This is a genomic window from Paenibacillus sp. N22P23 (assembly GCF_059383735.1).
The window spans coordinates 2,078,712-2,097,263 of record NZ_JBXENT010000001.1; the positions used below are offsets into that span (position 1 = coordinate 2,078,712).

Below are 18,552 nucleotides of genomic sequence, written 5' to 3' on the forward strand. Positions count from 1 at the left end.
CTTTAAGACCAGCCGTGAAAATTAGAGGCTTGATTCATCAATACATTAAGCAGCATGACGCCGTAGCTGATCAAATTCAGCCTTGCGAACTTCCAGCCTGAACCGTCAAACCAGCGGTGCCCGAGCAAATTCCAGATGTATATCGCCAATGCTATAAAAGATGAAATAACCTTCAAATCAAGCAGAAGTCCATAGCGCCCTTCTATGAGAATCGAAGTAACAGCAACTGCCAGCGATAACATCAGCAGCGGAGCACCGATCAACGCTGCCCTGAACATGAAGCGATCCGCCACATCCAAGCTCGGCATTCTCTGCATACTCTTGGTCCACTGCTTTCCTTTAAGTCGAGCGAACAGAAACATATACATGCCTGAGAAAATCGCACTGATTGTAAGGGCGGCATACGCCAAAATCATCAGAATAATATGAACGACCAGCATGTTCTGCGCCAATTCCCATCTTTCAAGTGAAGCACCGGAGCCTACACCGAACAAATTGACGGTCAATACTGCGAACCCGATCACATTAACGAAGAAGACGATAAACTCCATCCTAAAAAAACGGCTCATCACCAGAGAAACTGTGATAAGCAGCCAAGAGAAAACGAGCAAATATTCAAACAATGAGATGGTGGTCATGTCCAGGTGCGAGATGATGCGATTCACTATAAAGCCTGTTTGCAGCACCCAGACGAAAATAAGCAGCCCTGTTCCCACTTGTTTCGCTTGCCGATTTCGATCAACGAAATCGGAGAAGTAAAACAGAAGGCTCAGGGCATAGATATAAAGCATTCCATCATAAAACCAATTTTGTGTAACCATAGATGGCCTCCGCAAACTTTGAACAAGTTATCTGGTAACCTAGAATCCCGCTATTGTTTACCGGATTTTAGTTTGTAATTGCCGCAATTGTACCTTTAAGTACCGGCATTGTATCTCCGTTAGACGCGACTTCTTTAGCCCCGGCAGGATTACGCTGCTCTGCGTTGTTCTCCGTTTGTTCAAGCGTGTCTTCCAAGGCGAATAGTTTCACAAACATATCCATGGCCTCGTCAGCATGCTTCTCTCCTGCCATTTCTTTAATGCGCAGAATCGGATCATGCATCATTTGGTTGACGATGCTCTTCGTCAGCTTGTGGATGACTTTAAGCTCGCGATCGCTTAAGCCCGGGAGCTTGTTCGCCAAGCTGTCCATCGTTTCCGCATGAATGTCAGTCGCCTTGTCCTGCAGCGCGCGAATTAGCGGTGCGACGCCTAATGTTTTGTACCAACCGCGGTACACATCCAGCTCAGCCGCAATCATCGTTTCAATCTTTGCAGCCTCGGCACGACGCTGCTCCATATTGCTCTCCACAATGCCTTCCAGATCATCGATATCGTACAGGAACACGTTCTTAACCGATGCAATGGCAGGATCAAGGTCACGCGGTACAGCAATATCAATCATAAAGAGTGGACGGGATTTGCGTTTCTGCATGGCAGCCGCAACTTGTTCACGGCCAAGTACGAACCCATCAGAGCCTGTGGAGCTGATGACAATATCTGCTTCATGCAAGCGGGAAATTGCATCTGCCATCGACAGCGGAGTTCCGTTAAACTTATCTGCCAGCTGCACGGCACGGTCATAGGTCCGGTTGACGACAAACACTCGTTCAACACCGTTCGCGTACAGATGCTTAGCTGTTAGCTCGCTCATCTTCCCGGCGCCGACAATCATAACCGTCTTGCCGTTGAATTGTCCGAAAATCCGTTTACCCAACTCAACTGCAGCATAGCTGACCGAAACCGCAGCTTCACCGATTGCTGTATCGGAATGTGCCTTCTTCGCAAGCGTTACAGCTTGTTTAAATATCGTATTAAACAATGTGCCTGTAGTCTTCTGCTGCTGCGCAAGAAGGAACGCATTCTTGACTTGACCCAGAATCTGCGTCTCGCCGATGACCATAGAATCTAGACCACAGGTGACACGGAACAGATGGTCAATCGCCTTCTCGTCCTCATACATATATAAATCCGAGGTGAACTGCTGTCTCGGCGTTTTAAACCACTTCTCCATGAAACTGCGTATATAATGTCCGCACAACGTCGGACGGTCAACTACAGCATACAATTCAGTGCGGTTACAGGTCGCAACAATGACACATTCCATAATGCTCTTCGTTTGCTTCAGCTGCTTAAGTGCCTCAGGCAGATCTCGTTCAGAGAATGTAAAGCCTTCCCTAACTTCAACCGGTGCTGTGCGGTAATTAAGACCGACGACTATAATGTGCATGCGCGTTCACCTGCCCTTCACTAATCATTTTTTCATCATTTAGTATAGCACAGTTAGACATGATGTACCCCTGCAAATATGAAAATTGTTTGAAAACGCGCGTCTTGGTTTATGGCATCAAAAAAGGCCACGGATTTCTCCACGGCCCCTCTTTAGTCATATGAAAATGCTACACAAGCTCAACTTGCTTCATATCCGCTTCCACGACTTGCAATTCACCCATACCGCGAACAAGCTTCTTAGCATGTGTTACTTTTGGTTTCAAAACAGACATCATGTAGTCAATCGCCAATTGCGGATCGACTGTTTCTCCACAAGTATAGCAATCAAGAGCAGCGAAGCCTCTCTCAGGATACGTGTGAATGGAAAGATGACTTTCTGACAGCAGTACGAGCACTGTTGCGCCTTGTGGCTCAAATTGTTTCGCTTGAACTGAGAGTACTGTAGCGCCGCATGCTTCTGCAGCCTCTACCATTTGGGCTTGTAAAAATTCCGCGTTGTTGAGCAGGTCAAAATCTACACCCCAAGTGTCAACAGCAACGTGTCTTCCGAAAGTTGAATATTCCATCTCTCGGTTCCCCCTTCCTAGGAATAAAATGTTTTGTAATTTCATCCGCTAGGACCTACGTCATTCACTGCCCGAGGGACTTTCCTCTCGCAACATTACCATGTCCTGAGTGAATCCTGGTTCCTATTCATTGCAACGAAAATAAAAATAACATCTATCGCTCAGAAATGCAACAGTTTTTTTTGGGCAGATTTAAGTTGACAACGTACAGAAAACTCCAGTTAACAACGTATGTATGAATTGTTGAGCTGGTGAAGGCCTCGAACAATTTTTACACAAATAAAAAAAGCCGCATATGAGCGGCTTTAAAAGAATGATTCTCTAAGGTTGTTCTTATGCCTCCATTAAGAAGAGTGCTTTCGCATGCTGTGCCAGACGTTGATCGATAAGCGATATTTGCCCGCGATCACTGCATTGATTGCGTAAATCGAGCAATTGATTAATCGCCCCTTGCACGATTTCAATTTCTTTCTCGATGTCGTTCACACGGAATGTCGCTTCAAGCTGACCGATCGTATCTTTGTATTCAAAGATCACTCTCGACTCATTGTTCTTGATTTCGACAATTTTGCGAACAGTTCCTCCGGCATAATGATAGATCATCGTATAATTAGGATAAATGCGATTGACGACTGCATCTCCGCGGAACATTGATACCGCTTTGCGCATTGCGTTCGTAAGCCTTGGATGTACAATACGGCATGAAAGTGCGCATACGTACAAATCTTGCTCACGTTCGAAAGTAAGGCGGACTTCTTCTCGTCCTGCGTCGTCCTCGAGAACCATCTCGTGATTGCCGTTCTCTAGTACCCGCATCTGCTGCTTAATATGCTGGTCTTCAAAAAACCGGACAAATCCCGCCATCTCTTCAGCCGTTAATTGCAGAGAAGCATTGACATACTCCGTGGCTATCCGCTGAGCCATAAAAATCTCCTCAATTCTATAAAGTAACGCGTTTGTAAATCAGTTGCTTACCTATATTATACCCGATCGAAGCGGTTTATTCCTGCCGCCCATTCGCGATATTCACGCATATTTCTGAATAATCAAGGAGATTTTACGAAGAGTCGTTGCTTTTATGCGTTATCCTCACTTTTCGATTGAAACTTCTTCTGTTTCTTCCGCTTCTTCGCTTGTTTCCTCTATCGATTGATTTATAATTGCCCAAAGCTCATCGCGGCCGAGGCCTGTCTCTGAAGAGAAGAGAACGTGATAATCTCCTGTTTGGAAGCCCAGCTTCTTCTTCACGATCTTCACATGCTTATCCCACTTACTCTTCGGAATCTTATCCGCCTTCGTCGTCACGACGCAAACCGGAATTTCATAATGCTTCAGCCAGTCGTACATAAGGCAGTCATCCACGGATGGCTCATGACGGATGTCGACAATAAGGAAAACCATATGCAGCGGCTCACGGTCGCTTAAGAAGGTCTCGATCATCGTGCCGAACTGTGCACGCTGTACTTTCGATACTTTGGCATAGCCGTAACCGGGGAAATCGACCAAGTATACTTCGTCGTTCACGCGGTAATAGTTGAGCTGCTGCGTCTTGCCCGGCTGCGAGCTCGTTCTGGCTAACCCTTTGCGCATAATCATCTTATTGATGAGCGATGATTTGCCGACATTAGAACGCCCTGCCAGAGCGAACTCTGGCAAGGCATCGACCGGATATTGATCTGGTCTAACTGCGGATATAACAAATTCTACATTCTTAATCTTCACGTTTGAGCAACCTGCTTTCCTAATGCGTCTGTACCGGTGCTGCTGCTTCCACCTTCACAAGCGCGTGCTTGATAACCTCATCCATCGAGCTGACCGGAACGAACTCCAAATCGGCTCTGACGCTGTCCGGTATATCGCGCAAGTCGCGCTCGTTATCTTTAGGAATCAGCACCTTCTTGATGCCCGCCCGATGTGCTGCGAGTGATTTCTCCTTGAGACCGCCGATCGGCAGCACTCGGCCGCGAAGCGTAATCTCTCCGGTCATCGCCACTTCTTTATCCACCAGACGATTTGTTAAAGCAGAAATAAGTGCCGTCGCCATCGTAATGCCTGCAGACGGCCCATCCTTCGGAATCGCACCTTCAGGAATATGGATATGGATATCATTCTTCTCATGGAATTGCGGGTCAATACCGAGCTCTATTGCACGTGAGCGTGTATAGCTGAATGCCGCTTGCGCAGATTCCTTCATCACATCACCGAGCTGGCCTGTCAATGTAAGCTTCCCGCTGCCTGGCAGCACCGTTACCTCAATAACGAGCGTATCGCCGCCAACCTCAGTCCATGCAAGGCCTGTGACCGCGCCGATCTGATCTTCGACTTCGGCCATGCCATACCGGAATTTGGACGGTCCCAGCCATTCTTTTATTTTCGCAGAATCGACCTTAATCGAAGTCACATTCTCGTCCGTTACGATCGCTTTTGCAGCTTTTCGGCACATGGCCGCAATTTGCTGCTCGAGATTACGAACTCCGGATTCTCTTGTGTATTCGCGAATGATTTGCAATAAGCCGTCTTCTCCGAGATCCACTTGTTCTTCAAGTAAGCCATGCTCGCGTTTCTGCTTCGGAAGCAAATAACGATTGGCGATTTGCAGCTTCTCAAGCTCGGTGTAGCCGGGAATGTACAGCACTTCCATCCGATCCAGCAATGGCCTTGGAATGTTGTGGATCGCATTGGCCGTCGTCACGAACATGACATTCGAGAGATCAAACGGCACTTCGATGAAATGATCGCTGAACGTGTTGTTCTGCTCTGGATCAAGCACCTCAAGTAATGCCGAAGCAGGATCGCCACGGAAATCCATCGCCATCTTATCGATTTCATCCAGCAAGAACACCGGATTGAGCGAACCTGCCGTCTTCATGCCTTGAATGATACGGCCAGGCATCGCGCCGACATATGTACGGCGATGACCCCGTATTTCAGCTTCGTCTCGAACGCCGCCAAGCGAAATGCGCACGAACTGTCTGCCAAGCGACTTCGCGATGGAACGAGCCATAGAGGTTTTACCAACCCCGGGAGGGCCAACGAGACAAAGGATCGGGCCCTTCAGCTTCTTAACGAGCTGCTGTACCGCTAAGTATTCCAGCACACGTTCCTTCGGCTTCTCGAGTCCGTAATGATCCTCGTTGAGGATACCTTCCGCTTTCGCCACATTCAGATCATCTTCCGTCAGCTTGTTCCAAGGTAGGGAAAGGAGCCAATCAATATAATTGCGGATGACACCGCCCTCGGCCGAAGTCGATGGCATCTTCTCCAAACGGTCGATTTCCTTCTCGACCTTCTCTTTCACTTTATCCGGAATACCGGAGTCCGCCATCTGTGCGCGAAGCTCTTCGACTTCGCCGGCACGGCCTTCTTTCTCGCCGAGCTCCTTCTGGATGGCTTTCATTTGCTCGCGCAAATAGTATTCCTTCTGTGTCTTCTCCATCTGCTTCTTAACACGTTGACTAATTTTGCGTTCAAGCTCCAACACTTCGCGCTCATTATTCAAAATATCAAGCAGGCGCTCAAGCCGTTCACGCACATCGATGGTTTCAAGAATATCCTGCTTATCCTTGATCTTCAGCGAAAGATGGCTGGAGATCACATCGGCAAGTCTGCCCGGCTCATCAATATCCGAGACAGCCGCCAATGTTTCCGGCGTCACTTTCTTCGACAAATTGATGTAATGCTCGAACTGGTTCAGCACCGTCCGCATGAGTGCATCAATTTCCGGATCTGTCGATTCCGCCTCCGGCAGTTCTTTAATCGTGACCTCGTAGTAGTCATCATTCGGCAAATAATCTACAATTTCGGCACGGACAACGCCTTCCACCAGTACGCGAATTGTACCATTTGGCAGCTTGAGCATTTGTCTTACTCTTGCAGCCGTGCCGACCCGGTAGATATCCTCCTGAGACGGCTCTTCAATATTCACTTCCGATTGCGAACATAGCAAAATCATATGATCGTCCAGCATGGCGCGATCAAGCGCTCGCACTGATTTCTCCCTGCCTACATCCAGATGCAGCACCATGCTGGGGTATACAAGCAGCCCCCGAAGCGGCAGCAGGGGCATACGACGACCTTTCCATTTAGCAGGTCCCATTCCAGCACCTCCGTCTTTGAAGCTTCCTCACAGATCTTTCGTAACCGATTCCCTCGGCCTTAAGTCTTAGGGCTTTCATCCATTTTATCACTCAACGGAATCCGCCTGCAAATAGGGCAGTCCGGTTGCGATAAATACATCGGCAGCAGGAGCCTGTGAAGCAGACTGAACTTGCATATCTTCAGCACCAAACACATGGCGGAACACCTCATCCACATGCTCGACAGGAATAACCTGCACACCTTGCAAATCAGCGAAAATCGCCTGCCAATTTTCTCTCGGAATCAATACGGTATCTGCCCCGGCTTGGAATGCCGCCTCTACTTTGGCAAGCACACCTCCGACAGGTTTCACATTACCGTGGATACCCACTTCACCTGTCATTGCAAGCTTATTGCTGATTGGCTCCCCTTTAATGGCAGATGCGATTGCTGTAGCCATCGCAATACCGGCAGACGGTCCGTCAATCGGTGTACCACCTGGGAAGTTAATGTGCAAATCATAATTCTCCGGCTTCATGCCCATTCTTCTGAGTACAGTAAGTACGTTCTCGATGGATCCTTTAGCCATGCTTTTGCGTCTAAGCGTTCGGCTGCTGCCACCGCCCAGCTCTTCTTCGTCTACAACCCCAGTAATCGTATAGACACCTTTTCCGGATCTTGCTCCTATTGCGCTTACCTCGATTTCCAGCAGCGTCCCCATATTCGGTCCATATACGGCAAGTCCGTTAACGAAGCCGACCTGTGGTGCAGACGGCACTTTACGGTCAGGACGCGGAGGAATTTGACTGCTGTTGACGACCCATTCAATATCAGCGGCCGAAATCGTATCCCTTTTCTCCGAAAGCGCAAGTCCGGCAGCGAGTTGGATCACGTTTACGGCTTCGCGGCCATTCGTTGCATATCGTGTTACAACATCAATGGCTTCTTGAGAAGGCGGCAAGCCGATTTTCTTGAGCGCATTAACTGCAATTTGCGATATCTCATCCGGCAGCAGAGGACGGAAATAGATCTCCATGCAGCGCGAGCGCAGCGCCGGTGGCAGCTCCTGCGGTGAACGCGTCGTAGCGCCAACAAGACGGAAATCAGCGGGCAAGCCATTTTGGAAAATATCATGGATATACATCGGGATATTGTTATCCTCGGAGTTGTAATACGCACTTTCCAGATACACCTTGCGATCTTCCAGTACTTTTAACAACTTATTCATCTGAATCGGATGCAATTCACCAATTTCATCAATAAACAGCATCCCGCCATGTGCTTTCGTTACAGCACCGGGTTTCGGCTGCGGGATGCCGGCGACTCCCATTGCGCCTGCCCCTTGATAAATCGGATCATGTACCGAGCCTATGAGCGGATCCGCGATGCCGCGTTCGTCAAAGCGAGCCGTTGTAGCGTCAATTTCCGTAAATTTCGCGTCTTGCAAGAAGGGCGAGGTTGGATTCTTCTTCGCCTCCTCCAGCACAACCCGTGCAGCGGCCGTTTTCCCGACACCAGGAGGCCCGTAAATGATGACGTGCTGCGGATTTGCACTGCACATCGCCGCTTTGAGCGCACGCAGACCGTCGCGTTGTCCCACAATATCATTAATCGTTTGCGGCCGTGTTTTCTCAGACAGCGGCTTCGTCAGCGAAACGGAGCGCAGCTTGCGCAATTTATCCATTTCTTTACGGGACTCTCGGTCGACAGCCGTTCGATTTGTTTTCTGATTGCGCAGCAAATTCCAGAAGTACAGACCAATCACGATAGCGAAAAACACTTGGATCAACATCAAAATCAAACTTAAACTCATAGCAATTACTCCTCTCTTAAGAAGACTAGCGGCGGTAGCTGATTCATTCCTCCTTCTCAGGAAGAAAGAAACGGATTCCACCGTTTTTCTTCATACAAAAAAAATCCGGCTTTGCGGGGCTCATACTGTTCAGTATTGCCCCCGGCCGGATGGAATAATCGCTATAAATACGTAAAGTTTGAATGGCTTTCCTATGTGGTTACATGAGGTCCGGGCTGATGCTTGCGCCCTGGAATTTCGCCGGTTTCTTCAAACACGCGGACAATCTCGTCAATTTCCTTCTTAAGCTCAGCAAGCAGCTCAGCTTCAGGCACTTTACGGATCATTTCTCCATAACGGAAGAGCATGCCTTCGCCTCTTGCGCCTGCAATCCCGATATCCGCTTCGCGAGCTTCGCCAGGACCGTTAACTGCGCAGCCAAGTACGGAAACCTTGATCGGCACCTTGATCTTGCTGATGTAGTCCTCAACCTCATTGGCAATGGAGAACAAGTCAATATCAAGTCGGCCGCATGTCGGGCAAGAAACCAACGTAGCCGCATTTGTAATCAGACCGAACGTCTTCAACAATTCACGTGCTACTTTCACTTCTTCAACCGGGTCCGCGCTGAGGCTGATCCGAACAGTGTTACCAATTCCCATTGCGAGCAATGCACCGATACCAGCCGAGCTCTTGATCGTTCCGGTATGAAGCGTCCCAGCTTCCGTAATACCAAGGTGAAGCGGATAACGAATAACTTCAGCCGCCATACGGTAAGCCTCGATTGCCATCGGCACATCGGAAGCTTTAAGCGAAACGATAATATCGTGGAAATCAAGCTCTTCAAGAATTCCGATATGGAAAAGTGCGCTCTCCACCATGGCTTCTGGTGTTGGATAGCCGTATTTCTCAAGCAAGTGATTCTCAAGCGAACCTGCATTAACTCCGATCCGAATCGGAATATTATTTGCTTTACAAGCTTTCACGACTGCTTCAACTTTCTCACGGCGTCCGATATTGCCCGGATTGATCCGAACTTTATCTACACCGTTCTCAATTGCAGCAAGTGCAAGGCGGTAGTCGAAATGAATATCCGCCACAAGCGGAATATGAATTCTTTTCTTGATCTCTCTAATCGCCTCGGCAGCTTCCTTATTGTTGACCGTAACCCGGACAATTTGGCATCCTGCTTCTTCAAGTCGTAGAATTTCGGCAACGGTTGCCTCAACATCAGCTGTCTTAGTCGTACACATACTTTGAATAATGACTTCATCACTGCCGCCAATCGTGAGCGGACCGACTTTGACCGGCACTGTATCTTTGCGCAAATACATCAGGTAACCTCTCCCATGAACGTCAAAGTCCACCCTTGCGATTAGCGTTGCCGCGCCGCAAGGGTGGAAGCATTTGAGGTGTTATTTATTGGATCAGGCGCTTTCTTCCTTCTTCTTGCCCTTCTTGGAAACAAGCTCTGGCATGATCCGGTCTTGAACGACCTTCTCTGTAATCATACAGCTGCTTACATCGTCACGTGAAGGTACTTCGTACATCACGTCGAGCATCAGCCCTTCAATAATCGCTCTCAATCCACGTGCACCTGTATTACGCTTAATCGCTTCTTTCGCGATTGCATCAAGTGCTGCAGCTTCAAACTCGAGTTTCACATTGTCCATCTCAAGCAGCTTCTGATACTGCTTCACGAGCGCATTCTTCGGCTCGGAGAGGATACGGACAAGCGCGCTCTCGTCAAGCGGCTCTAGTGTCGAGATAACAGGCAAACGTCCGACAAACTCCGGAATAAGACCGAATTTGAGCAAGTCTTCCGGTAGTACCATCGACAAATATTCACCCGGTTTCAGATCCTTCTGAGCATCTCCGGCAGCGTTAAATCCGATAACCTTCTTGCCAATACGGCGTTTGATCAACTGCTCAAGACCATCAAATGCACCGCCGCAAATGAACAAGATGTTTGTTGTATCGATTTGAATAAATTCTTGGTGCGGATGCTTACGTCCGCCTTGCGGTGGTACAGAAGCAACCGTGCCTTCAAGAATTTTGAGGAGCGCTTGTTGCACGCCTTCACCGGAAACGTCACGAGTAATCGACGGATTCTCGGATTTGCGAGCTACTTTATCAATTTCATCGATGTAGATGATGCCGCGTTCAGCTTTCTCCACATCGTAATCTGCTGCTTGAATAAGTTTAAGCAAAATATTCTCAACGTCTTCACCGACATAGCCGGCTTCCGTAAGGGAAGTCGCATCCGCGATAGCAAACGGAACATTCAGAATTTTAGCCATAGTTTGTGCCAGAAGCGTTTTACCTGAACCTGTAGGACCTACAAGCAAGATATTACTTTTCTGCAGTTCTACATCTTCAAGTTTATTCTGCGAGTTGACGCGCTTGTAATGGTTATAAACCGCTACAGACAGCGACTTCTTCGCTTGCTCTTGACCAATAACATATTGATCCAAGATATTGCGAATATCGCGTGGTTTCGGAATATCTTTCAGATCCAGCTCTTCTTCATGACCGAGCTCTTCTTCAACGATCTCCGTGCATAGTTCGATACATTCATCACATATATAGACGCCAGGTCCGGCTACGAGCTTGCGAACTTGATCTTGCGATTTGCCGCAGAACGAACATTTTAACTGGCCCTTCTCGTCGTTAAATTTGAACATGAGTTTTCACCCCTTCTTGTTGGTTCACGTGAACTACAGAGATGTTACGACCTTATCGATCAGACCGTAGTTCAACGCCTCTTCGGCACTCATGAAATAGTCACGATCCGTATCGCGATCGATTCTGTCATAAGGCTGCCCTGTCCGATCCACCAAAATTTGGTTGAGCTTCTGTTTTGTTTTCAGAATCCAATCCGCGTGAATCTTAATATCCGAAGCTTGACCACGCACGCCTCCAAGAGGCTGATGAATCATCACTTCACTGTTTGGCAGCGAGAAACGCTTGCCTTTGGCTCCTGCCGTAAGCAGAAGTGAACCCATGCTGGCAGCCAAGCCTACGCAAATCGTAGAAACGTCCGGCTTGATAAACTGCATCGTATCATAAATACCCATACCTGCGGTAACTGAACCGCCGGGCGAGTTAATGTACAGATGAATGTCCTTCTCCGGGTCATCGGCTGCAAGGAAAAGCAACTGCGCAATGACGGCGTTGGCAACATCGTCGTCGATCGCACTTCCTAGAAAAATAATCCGATCCTTCAATAAGCGGGAGTAGATGTCGTAAGAACGTTCTCCCCGATTCGTTTGCTCAACGACCATAGGCACCAGATTCATGCGATCAACCTTCTTTCGTAATCGACTTTTTTGAAGAAATCCACTTTTCCAGCGGTTAACGCCGAAAGCCGTTTCTTCTAATCCGTTCTTATTTTAACATGTTCCAGTTGTAATGTCATTTTTCTGACTATTACATTATACGATACGGGCAAATACATATGTATGTTTCGGTTCCCTGCCGCAAGCCGCAAAGCCGCGATTAGGATAAAATAAGGCACGTAAATACGTGCCTTATCGTTTCATTTCTTATGCAACTACTGGAGCTGTTTTGCTGTTGTCAAGCAAGAACTTGATTGTTTTGCGAAGAACAAGATCCTCTTGGATATTTTCCAAGTTGCCGTTAGCTGTGAAAATCGAACGAAGCTCTTCAACCGAGCGGCTGTATTGCTTCGAAAGGTTCTCAAGCTCTTCGTTCAGATCTTCTTCACCTGCAGTAATGCCTTCGTTCTTCGCGATTTGCTCAAGAACAAGGTTGTTGCGAACGCGTTTGATCGCGTCCGTGTGCATTTGTGTGCGAAGAGCTGTTTCGTCTTGACCGGAGAACTGGTAGTACAGATCCAAGTTCATACCTTGTTGACGAAGACGATTCTCGAAATCGCGAAGCATGAAAGAAGTTTCGGATTCAACCATTGCGTCAGGAATTTCAACTACTGCCGCTTCAGCTGCTTTCTCAACGACTGCTGTTTCACGAGCTGCTTCGTTTTCTTTTGTTTTTCTTTCAGCAAGCTTAGTTGCCAGGTCTTGCTTGTACTCTTCAAGAGTATCGAATTCACTTACGTCTTTCGCGAACTCATCGTCAAGTGCCGGAAGGCTCTTACGTTTGATTTCGTGAAGTTTCACTTTGAATACTGCAGGTTTGCCTGCAAGGTGTGCTGCGTGGTATTCCTCAGGGAAAGTAATTTCGATATCTTTGAAGTCGCCAGTAGCCATACCGATAACTTGATCTTCAAAACCAGGGATGAACGCGCCTGAACCAAGTTCAAGGGAATGACGCTCGCTCTTACCGCCATCGAATGCTACGCCGTCAACATAACCGTCAAAGTCGATTACTGCAGTATCGCCTTGTTCAGCTGCGCCTTCTTCAATCACGTTCAACTCTGCGTGACGTTGTTGCAAACGAGTAAGTTCAGCTGTGATTTCTTCTTCTGTAACTACTGCTTCAGCAGAAGGAATTTCGATGCCTTTGTATTCGCCAAGCTCAACTTCTGGCTTAACCGTTACTTTTGCAACATACTTGAACGCTTGGTCTTTCGCGAATTGCTGAACATCGATGTCAGGACGATCAACTGGAATTACGCCAGTTTCTTTCAATGCCGCTGCATACGTGTCAGGAAGCAAAATGTCGATTGCATCTTGGTACAAGCTTTCGATACCGAAACGCTTCTCGAAGATACCCCGTGGTACTTTACCTTTACGGAAACCAGGTACGTTTACTTTCAGAACAACCTTCTTAAATGCCTTGTCAATCGCTTCATTAACTTGTCCTGCCTCAACCTCTACGTTGATGGAGACAAGATTCTTGTCTATTTTTTCCCAAGTTGCTGTCATGTTATGCTTTCCCCTCCAAATTAAATAACGCTTCTGCGTCAGATCTTACCCGTAATAAACCATTCTATTATAATCAACATTTTCATTAATTTCAAGACTAGCCGCCATCACCGTCCAATTTTAATTGCGCGATTTGCCGTAACGACCTGCAGGCCTGCTCATAACGGAACCGAAGAGCGTCGGTAATCCCGTAAGTTTCCCGCACATCGTCGTCATTCACTCTGCCATATAGTGACAGTTCAAGCACTTGATGAAGTGCTGCTGAATAGCAATCCACTGTTTCATCGTCGTCAGATAGCAGCCGACTGTATGCCGTCGTGCCGTACAAGCATTGCAAGCACTCTTTCCACAGTTCTCTTGCAAAATGGGGCATCGATGCTTCCTGTACCTCTGTTACCGATTCTACCCGTTCTACGACCCTTGTAACCACAGGCGGAAAATCATCCATCGAAAGCGGAGTTGCTTCGATCTCGAGATCCACTTGCTCCCCGAGTCGTTCCAGCCTGATTGCTCCAGTTACTCCGCGCTTCTTCAAGGATTGCAGCGCCTTGAATTGAAGGACAGGATGTAAATCCGTTCTCGTCAGCCAAGTGATAATTGTTTCATCCACACTCGGATGCTTAATATAAGCTGCCCGCTCCAGTGCCAAGATTTGCTGATCGGCAACGGGATGATGCTGCATAATATAAAGAACCTGCTGCACGTAAGCTTCATCGTATTCACCGGGATTCAGTGTTTCCTGGCGAAGTGTTTCCTCATCGCCGTCCAATTCAGGTGAGTCCTTATGTATGCTGTCGTTCGAGTCTCCATAGCCCGGAAAAGCAACATCAAGCCATGATAATAAATTGGTCCATTCTTCGTAGTGACGCTTCTCTTCGCCCTGACAATTCAGCAAGAAACGAAGCAGTCCCTTAGCTTCTCCATATTGTTCGGATTCAAGCATGCGCGTCAGTTGGTTCTGATATTGATCCAGCATATTCGGAAACAAATATACATTCTCTCTGTTATCACCCTGCGAGGGGTCCGAGGTTGTAATAGAATCACCGCCTTATCAGTCAAACTGCCTGCAGAAATGCGTATTATGTACAGTTAGAGTTCGATTATATCACTCTCTGCTGTTGATTTCCATTTTAGCCTGTGCTATTATTTGTCTACTTTGTTTTTTCCATGCGGGTGTAGTTCAGTGGCAGAACGCCAGCTTCCCAAGCTTGAGGCGAGGGTTCGATTCCCTTCACCCGCTCCACCTTTTTGATAGGTGCGTAATTCAGGAAGAGAACCCTTAGTGGGTTCGAACGTTCCTAAACAATCGCTTGAAAAAAGTAGTTGCACTACCGGAACACTCCGTGATATACTACTTCTTACGTGTCCCAGTAGCTCAGTTGGATAGAGCACACGCCTTCTAAGCGTGTTGTCGGGGGTTCGAATCCCTCCTGGGACGCCATTTATACCTAGCGTTTCAGACACTACATAATCACTGACAGCCTCCTGTTGAATTATGCTTCGGCATATTTCCAGGAGACTTTTTTGTTATTTAGGCACGGATAGTGTTTTCCTATCGATTCGTTAGAATGTAAAAACAACAATCAGAAACTGATCAATTCGGCTAGAAGCCTTTGGTCGCTTGTTGCCTTCAATTATTCCCATGATTTCTCTCAAAATGTGGTACTATTAGTCTATCATTCTATCGAATAATGACTTTCAATGTCGGAGGCTGTCGAAATGAGCTCATTTGCCGATTCAAATCGCCATACGCGTAAAACCGCTTCACCCATTCAGCGTGAAAGCGCCGAGCTAAGCAGCCGAACAGCAGCCTCGCCAGCTGCCGGCAGAGAAAGCGAATCGGAACCCGGAAAGCTTCTGCAGATGCAGCGTGCATCGGGCAATCAAGCTGTGCTGCAGATGATGCAGTCAGGCAAAGGTACGATTATGCGGCAGACTGGCGCGGCTCGGATGGGTAGACCAGATCGGGTAAACAGTCCGGCATCTTCTACAGTTCCTGCGGCGCAGACACCTGTTCAAACACCTGCCCCGGCAGCGCCCGAACAGCAAGCACAAGAGGCAGCCGCTGCTCCGGTGGCGGCTCCTCCCGTTGCGGCAAGTGCACCGGCGGCTCCTGCAGCCCCAGCCGCGCCGTCTGGTCCAGCAGCGGCTGCTGCTCCTGCAGCATTCACACCACCACCTATCCCTGCCAATTTGAAGGGCAAGGCAGGGTACAGCGAGGTCTATAGCTGGCTGAAAGAGCAATCCTCGAAAGAAAAGAAATCCGCTCTCTTCGCTTACTTCGATGCCCTGACACCAGAACAGAAAATGTCTGCAATTCGAGCGATGAACGGCGGCAGCAAACGATTCGTCGACCTGGATAATGTGAAGAAAACGATGATCAAAGGTCTCATTAGTAAATCGGTCGATTGGGATAAATTTTCGTCATTCTCGCGAGACGCCAACAAAGTCGATTCAAAAAATTACAACGCGGACACCGACAAAGACTATGCCGCTTATGCTGCAATCGGCACTTCCGCTGCCACCGGCGGCGCAGGCGGTTCAGCTACAATTAGCGCCGGGTTAGGAGCGAGCCGTGCATTGCCTGTCGCGGAAGGCATCGGCCCTGCGGCCGGAGCATTAAGCGGCCTTGCTTCGATCTCCCAAATCTACAATGCCACCGACAACTATGATGAATCGCTAAGCAACACCGGCAAAGCGCAGCAAATCGTCGGAGAAGGCGGCGCCGGCGCGGCCGATCTGGCCCGTTTCAGCGCTGGCACCGTGAACAGTGTCCGTACCGTTGCAGATATGGGACTTAACGCCGGAGCAACCGTCGCAGCCGGCGCGGCTGGCATCGTTGGCGGCGCGGCCTATATGGTCAGCGGTGTAGCTGGTTATCGTGAGAACAAGAAGAACGCCAAGAACCTGCATGAGATGGAAGACAAAATGAAGCAGGCCAGCGATACGCGTGCCACTGATCTTGGACATGCCGCTAACCTGGGCGGTTCGACGCAGGAAATGAACAAAGAAAAGAACAAAGCAACAGCCGTCAAAGGCGCGCTTATGGTCGCAGGCGGTGCTGCACTCTTAATCGCAGCCGCTTCACCTGCCGGCCCGATCCTGATCGCACTCGCTGCGATTCTCGGCGGCGTTGCGGCGATCGTGAAATTTTATAAGAAATATAAACGGAAAGAATCGTTCGTCGATCGTGTCCTTAAAGTCGATGATGCGATGAAGAAGCCCGAGAATGAGAAAACGGGTAAAGATAAAGTCAGGCAGCAGCTTATTGAAGAGAAAGGCTTTAACAGCGTCGATCAGTGCTATGCCCAAATCGTGACGGATCTGGCTGGCATGCTGTTTGAATCCGGTGTACGAGGCGACGACGCGGACAGCAAGTCGATCATCGAGAGCATCGGACTCAAAGTTGACAGTGCCAAACAGAAACCAACGAAAGAAATGATTGCGAAGAAACTGCACAACTAGCAAAGGAGCTTGACTACCATGTCTTTTCAAGAAGACCTGATCAGTATCGATTACTTGAAACGTACGCTTCGCTTCTATGAGAACATCGACATTCCTTCTCAATTGATGGGGCCAACTGAAGAAGCCCCTTATACGTCCCTCATCATTCGATTTACCGAAATCGGAGAACGGGAAGCGACCATCGACTTGGAGATGAGCTTCCTGCCCGGCTTGCAGGAGCTGAATCAAGAAGGCGTGTATCTCTTTCAATCGTTCGCTGTGCTGGCTCCTCAAACAACGAAAGAACATGAAGTAGAGCTGATTAAGGCGATCAGCACCCTCAATATTCAGCTTCCGCTTGGCAGTTTCGGCGTCTTCCCTGAGGGCGGTGCACTCTATTTAAAACAAACGGCGATGTTATCGCGTGAAGGTCTCGTTAGCGGCAACGCCGTTAAACTGCTGGATCAGCAGAACGGTGTACTGCTGCATCAGCTGCATCAATTTACCGATTACTTGCTGGATGTCTCAGCAGGCAAACAGAAAGCCGAATCAACACGGTACTAAAGACGCAAACTACTCCTTGGAAAGGAGTGGTTAACAAGATGACATCCAACCAGCAAACACCACAAAGACCGACATCGTTCCCACCGCAGCATCAGAATCGACAGCCCGGGCTTGAAAGCGAAATGACCCCTCACCCGCAGTTTGAATCTTCAGCCTATAAGGCGGCAGGCAAGCTCTCAGGCAAGGTTGCCGTTATTACCGGAGGAGACAGCGGAATCGGCCGGGCCGTCGCACTCATCTATGCCAAGGAAGGTGCAGATGTTGCGATCGTCTATTTGGATGAAGACGGCGATGCGAATGAGATAAAAGGATTAATCGAAGGATTAGGCCGGAAATGCTTGACGATCGCCGGTGATATCGGAGATCCCGAATTTTGCAAGAAGGTCATCTATGATACGACTTCGCAATTGGGAGGTCTTGATATTGTCGTGAACAATGCCGCAGAACAGCATCCGAAGGATTCGCTTACGCTCATTACGCCACAGCAGCTTGAGCGGACGTTCAAAACGAATGTATTCGGCATGTTCTATCTGACCCAAGCAGCTTTGCCGCATCTATCCAAAGGTGCGACCATCATTAACACGACTTCGATAACTGCTTATCACGGCAGTGCCAATCTGCTCGATTATTCTTCGACCAAAGGAGCTCAGGTCGCTTTCACACGCTCCCTGGCGATGAATCTTGCAGCCCAAGGCATTCGCGTAAATGCAGTAGCACCAGGGCCGATTTGGACGCCTCTCATTCCGTCGACGTTCGATGAGAAGACAGTCGCGAAATTCGGCTCCGACACGCCTATGAAACGAGCAGGACAACCCGAAGAGCTCGCACCTGCTTATGTCTATCTCGCTTGCGAGGACTCCTCTTACATGTCCGGACAAGTCCTCCATATCAATGGCGGCGAGATCGTGAACGGATAATCTCCTGCCATACAAATCAAAGGCCGACCGCTAAGATAACTCAGGTAGAGTTAACAAAGCGGTCGGCCTTTA

15 protein-coding genes and 2 tRNA genes are annotated in these 18,552 nt (G+C 48.6%); 5 read left to right on the forward strand and 12 right to left on the reverse strand.

The genetic code is table 11. The annotated features are described in order from the left end of the window. Positions 1-2 precede the first annotated feature (2 nt). From AC506A_RS09745 to AC506A_RS09800, 12 genes are all read right to left on the reverse strand, one after another. A complete protein-coding gene (locus tag AC506A_RS09745; RefSeq protein WP_495460728.1) occupies positions 3-821 on the reverse strand; it encodes a cytochrome C assembly family protein in 819 nt (272 codons plus the stop codon). Positions 822-888: 67 nt separating this feature from the next. Then, positions 889-2,271 (reverse strand): glutamyl-tRNA reductase, encoded by a 1,383-nt coding sequence (gene hemA / locus AC506A_RS09750; protein WP_495460729.1) that lies wholly within the window; start codon positions 2,269-2,271, stop codon positions 889-891. 169 nt (positions 2,272-2,440) lie between these two features. After that, positions 2,441-2,839 (reverse strand): adenosylmethionine decarboxylase, encoded by a 399-nt coding sequence (speD, locus tag AC506A_RS09755; RefSeq protein WP_090983026.1) that lies wholly within the window; start codon positions 2,837-2,839, stop codon positions 2,441-2,443. 333 nt (positions 2,840-3,172) lie between these two features. Beyond that, positions 3,173-3,763, reverse strand: coding sequence for a non-ribosomal peptide synthetase module (locus tag AC506A_RS09760; RefSeq protein WP_495460730.1), 591 nt, complete (start codon positions 3,761-3,763; stop codon positions 3,173-3,175). Positions 3,764-3,928: 165 nt separating this feature from the next. Next, entirely contained in the window at positions 3,929-4,561 is a 633-nt protein-coding gene (gene yihA, locus AC506A_RS09765; RefSeq protein ID WP_495460731.1) for a ribosome biogenesis GTP-binding protein YihA/YsxC, read from the reverse strand. A gap of 19 nt (positions 4,562-4,580) precedes the next feature. After that, complete coding sequence (lon, locus tag AC506A_RS09770; protein ID WP_495460732.1) at positions 4,581-6,935, reverse strand: endopeptidase La; 2,355 nt, start codon at positions 6,933-6,935, stop codon at positions 4,581-4,583. A gap of 87 nt (positions 6,936-7,022) precedes the next feature. After that, the gene (gene lonB, locus AC506A_RS09775; RefSeq protein ID WP_495460733.1) at positions 7,023-8,729 is read right to left on the reverse strand and encodes an ATP-dependent protease LonB; all 1,707 of its coding nucleotides are present in this window, start codon (positions 8,727-8,729) and stop codon (positions 7,023-7,025) included. Positions 8,730-8,920: 191 nt separating this feature from the next. Then, entirely contained in the window at positions 8,921-10,042 is a 1,122-nt protein-coding gene (gene ispG / locus AC506A_RS09780; protein ID WP_495460734.1) for a flavodoxin-dependent (E)-4-hydroxy-3-methylbut-2-enyl-diphosphate synthase, read from the reverse strand. Positions 10,043-10,135: 93 nt separating this feature from the next. Next, positions 10,136-11,392 (reverse strand): ATP-dependent protease ATP-binding subunit ClpX, encoded by a 1,257-nt coding sequence (clpX, locus tag AC506A_RS09785; RefSeq protein ID WP_495460735.1) that lies wholly within the window; start codon positions 11,390-11,392, stop codon positions 10,136-10,138. A 33-nt stretch (positions 11,393-11,425) separates the two neighbouring features. Continuing rightward, a complete protein-coding gene (clpP, locus tag AC506A_RS09790) occupies positions 11,426-12,007 on the reverse strand; it encodes an ATP-dependent Clp endopeptidase proteolytic subunit ClpP (protein ID WP_090983012.1) in 582 nt (193 codons plus the stop codon). 246 nt (positions 12,008-12,253) lie between these two features. Continuing rightward, positions 12,254-13,555, reverse strand: coding sequence for a trigger factor (gene tig, locus AC506A_RS09795; RefSeq protein ID WP_495460736.1), 1,302 nt, complete (start codon positions 13,553-13,555; stop codon positions 12,254-12,256). A gap of 97 nt (positions 13,556-13,652) precedes the next feature. Further along, positions 13,653-14,543, reverse strand: a complete 891-nt coding sequence (locus tag AC506A_RS09800) for a hypothetical protein (RefSeq protein WP_495460737.1) — start codon at positions 14,541-14,543, stop codon at positions 13,653-13,655. A 181-nt stretch (positions 14,544-14,724) separates the two neighbouring features. Here AC506A_RS09800 and AC506A_RS09805 point away from each other — a divergent pair. The 5 genes from AC506A_RS09805 (at position 14,725) to AC506A_RS09825 (ending at position 18,480) form a co-directional block, all read left to right on the forward strand. Then, a tRNA-Gly gene (locus AC506A_RS09805) sits at positions 14,725-14,798 on the forward strand. Positions 14,799-14,919: 121 nt separating this feature from the next. After that, positions 14,920-14,996, forward strand: a tRNA-Arg gene (locus AC506A_RS09810). Positions 14,997-15,274: 278 nt separating this feature from the next. Next, complete coding sequence (locus AC506A_RS09815) at positions 15,275-17,020, forward strand: hypothetical protein (protein ID WP_495460738.1); 1,746 nt, start codon at positions 15,275-15,277, stop codon at positions 17,018-17,020. A gap of 18 nt (positions 17,021-17,038) precedes the next feature. After that, positions 17,039-17,563 carry a hypothetical protein gene (locus tag AC506A_RS09820; protein WP_495460739.1) on the forward strand — a complete coding sequence of 175 codons (525 nt, stop codon included), beginning with the start codon at positions 17,039-17,041 and terminating at the stop codon, positions 17,561-17,563. A gap of 38 nt (positions 17,564-17,601) precedes the next feature. Further along, positions 17,602-18,480, forward strand: coding sequence for an SDR family oxidoreductase (locus AC506A_RS09825; RefSeq protein WP_495460740.1), 879 nt, complete (start codon positions 17,602-17,604; stop codon positions 18,478-18,480). Positions 18,481-18,552 lie beyond the last annotated feature (72 nt).

Bases quoted from the DNA above. Each gene is read 5' to 3' on its own strand.
- AC506A_RS09745 (WP_495460728.1), bottom strand. From the start codon at position 821: ATGGTTACACAAAATTGGTTTTATGATGGAATGCTTTATATCTATGCC.
- hemA (WP_495460729.1), bottom strand. From the start codon at position 2,271: ATGCACATTATAGTCGTCGGTCTTAATTACCGCACAGCACCGGTTGAA.
- speD (WP_090983026.1), bottom strand. From the start codon at position 2,839: ATGGAATATTCAACTTTCGGAAGACACGTTGCTGTTGACACTTGGGGT.
- AC506A_RS09760 (WP_495460730.1), bottom strand. From the start codon at position 3,763: ATGGCTCAGCGGATAGCCACGGAGTATGTCAATGCTTCTCTGCAATTA.
- lon (WP_495460732.1), bottom strand. From the start codon at position 6,935: ATGGGACCTGCTAAATGGAAAGGTCGTCGTATGCCCCTGCTGCCGCTT.
- lonB (WP_495460733.1), bottom strand. From the start codon at position 8,729: ATGAGTTTAAGTTTGATTTTGATGTTGATCCAAGTGTTTTTCGCTATC.
- ispG (WP_495460734.1), bottom strand. From the start codon at position 10,042: ATGTATTTGCGCAAAGATACAGTGCCGGTCAAAGTCGGTCCGCTCACG.
- clpX (WP_495460735.1), bottom strand. From the start codon at position 11,392: ATGTTCAAATTTAACGACGAGAAGGGCCAGTTAAAATGTTCGTTCTGC.
- clpP (WP_090983012.1), bottom strand. From the start codon at position 12,007: ATGAATCTGGTGCCTATGGTCGTTGAGCAAACGAATCGGGGAGAACGT.
- tig (WP_495460736.1), bottom strand. From the start codon at position 13,555: ATGACAGCAACTTGGGAAAAAATAGACAAGAATCTTGTCTCCATCAAC.
- AC506A_RS09815 (WP_495460738.1), top strand. From the start codon at position 15,275: ATGAGCTCATTTGCCGATTCAAATCGCCATACGCGTAAAACCGCTTCA.
- AC506A_RS09820 (WP_495460739.1), top strand. From the start codon at position 17,039: ATGTCTTTTCAAGAAGACCTGATCAGTATCGATTACTTGAAACGTACG.
- AC506A_RS09825 (WP_495460740.1), top strand. From the start codon at position 17,602: ATGACATCCAACCAGCAAACACCACAAAGACCGACATCGTTCCCACCG.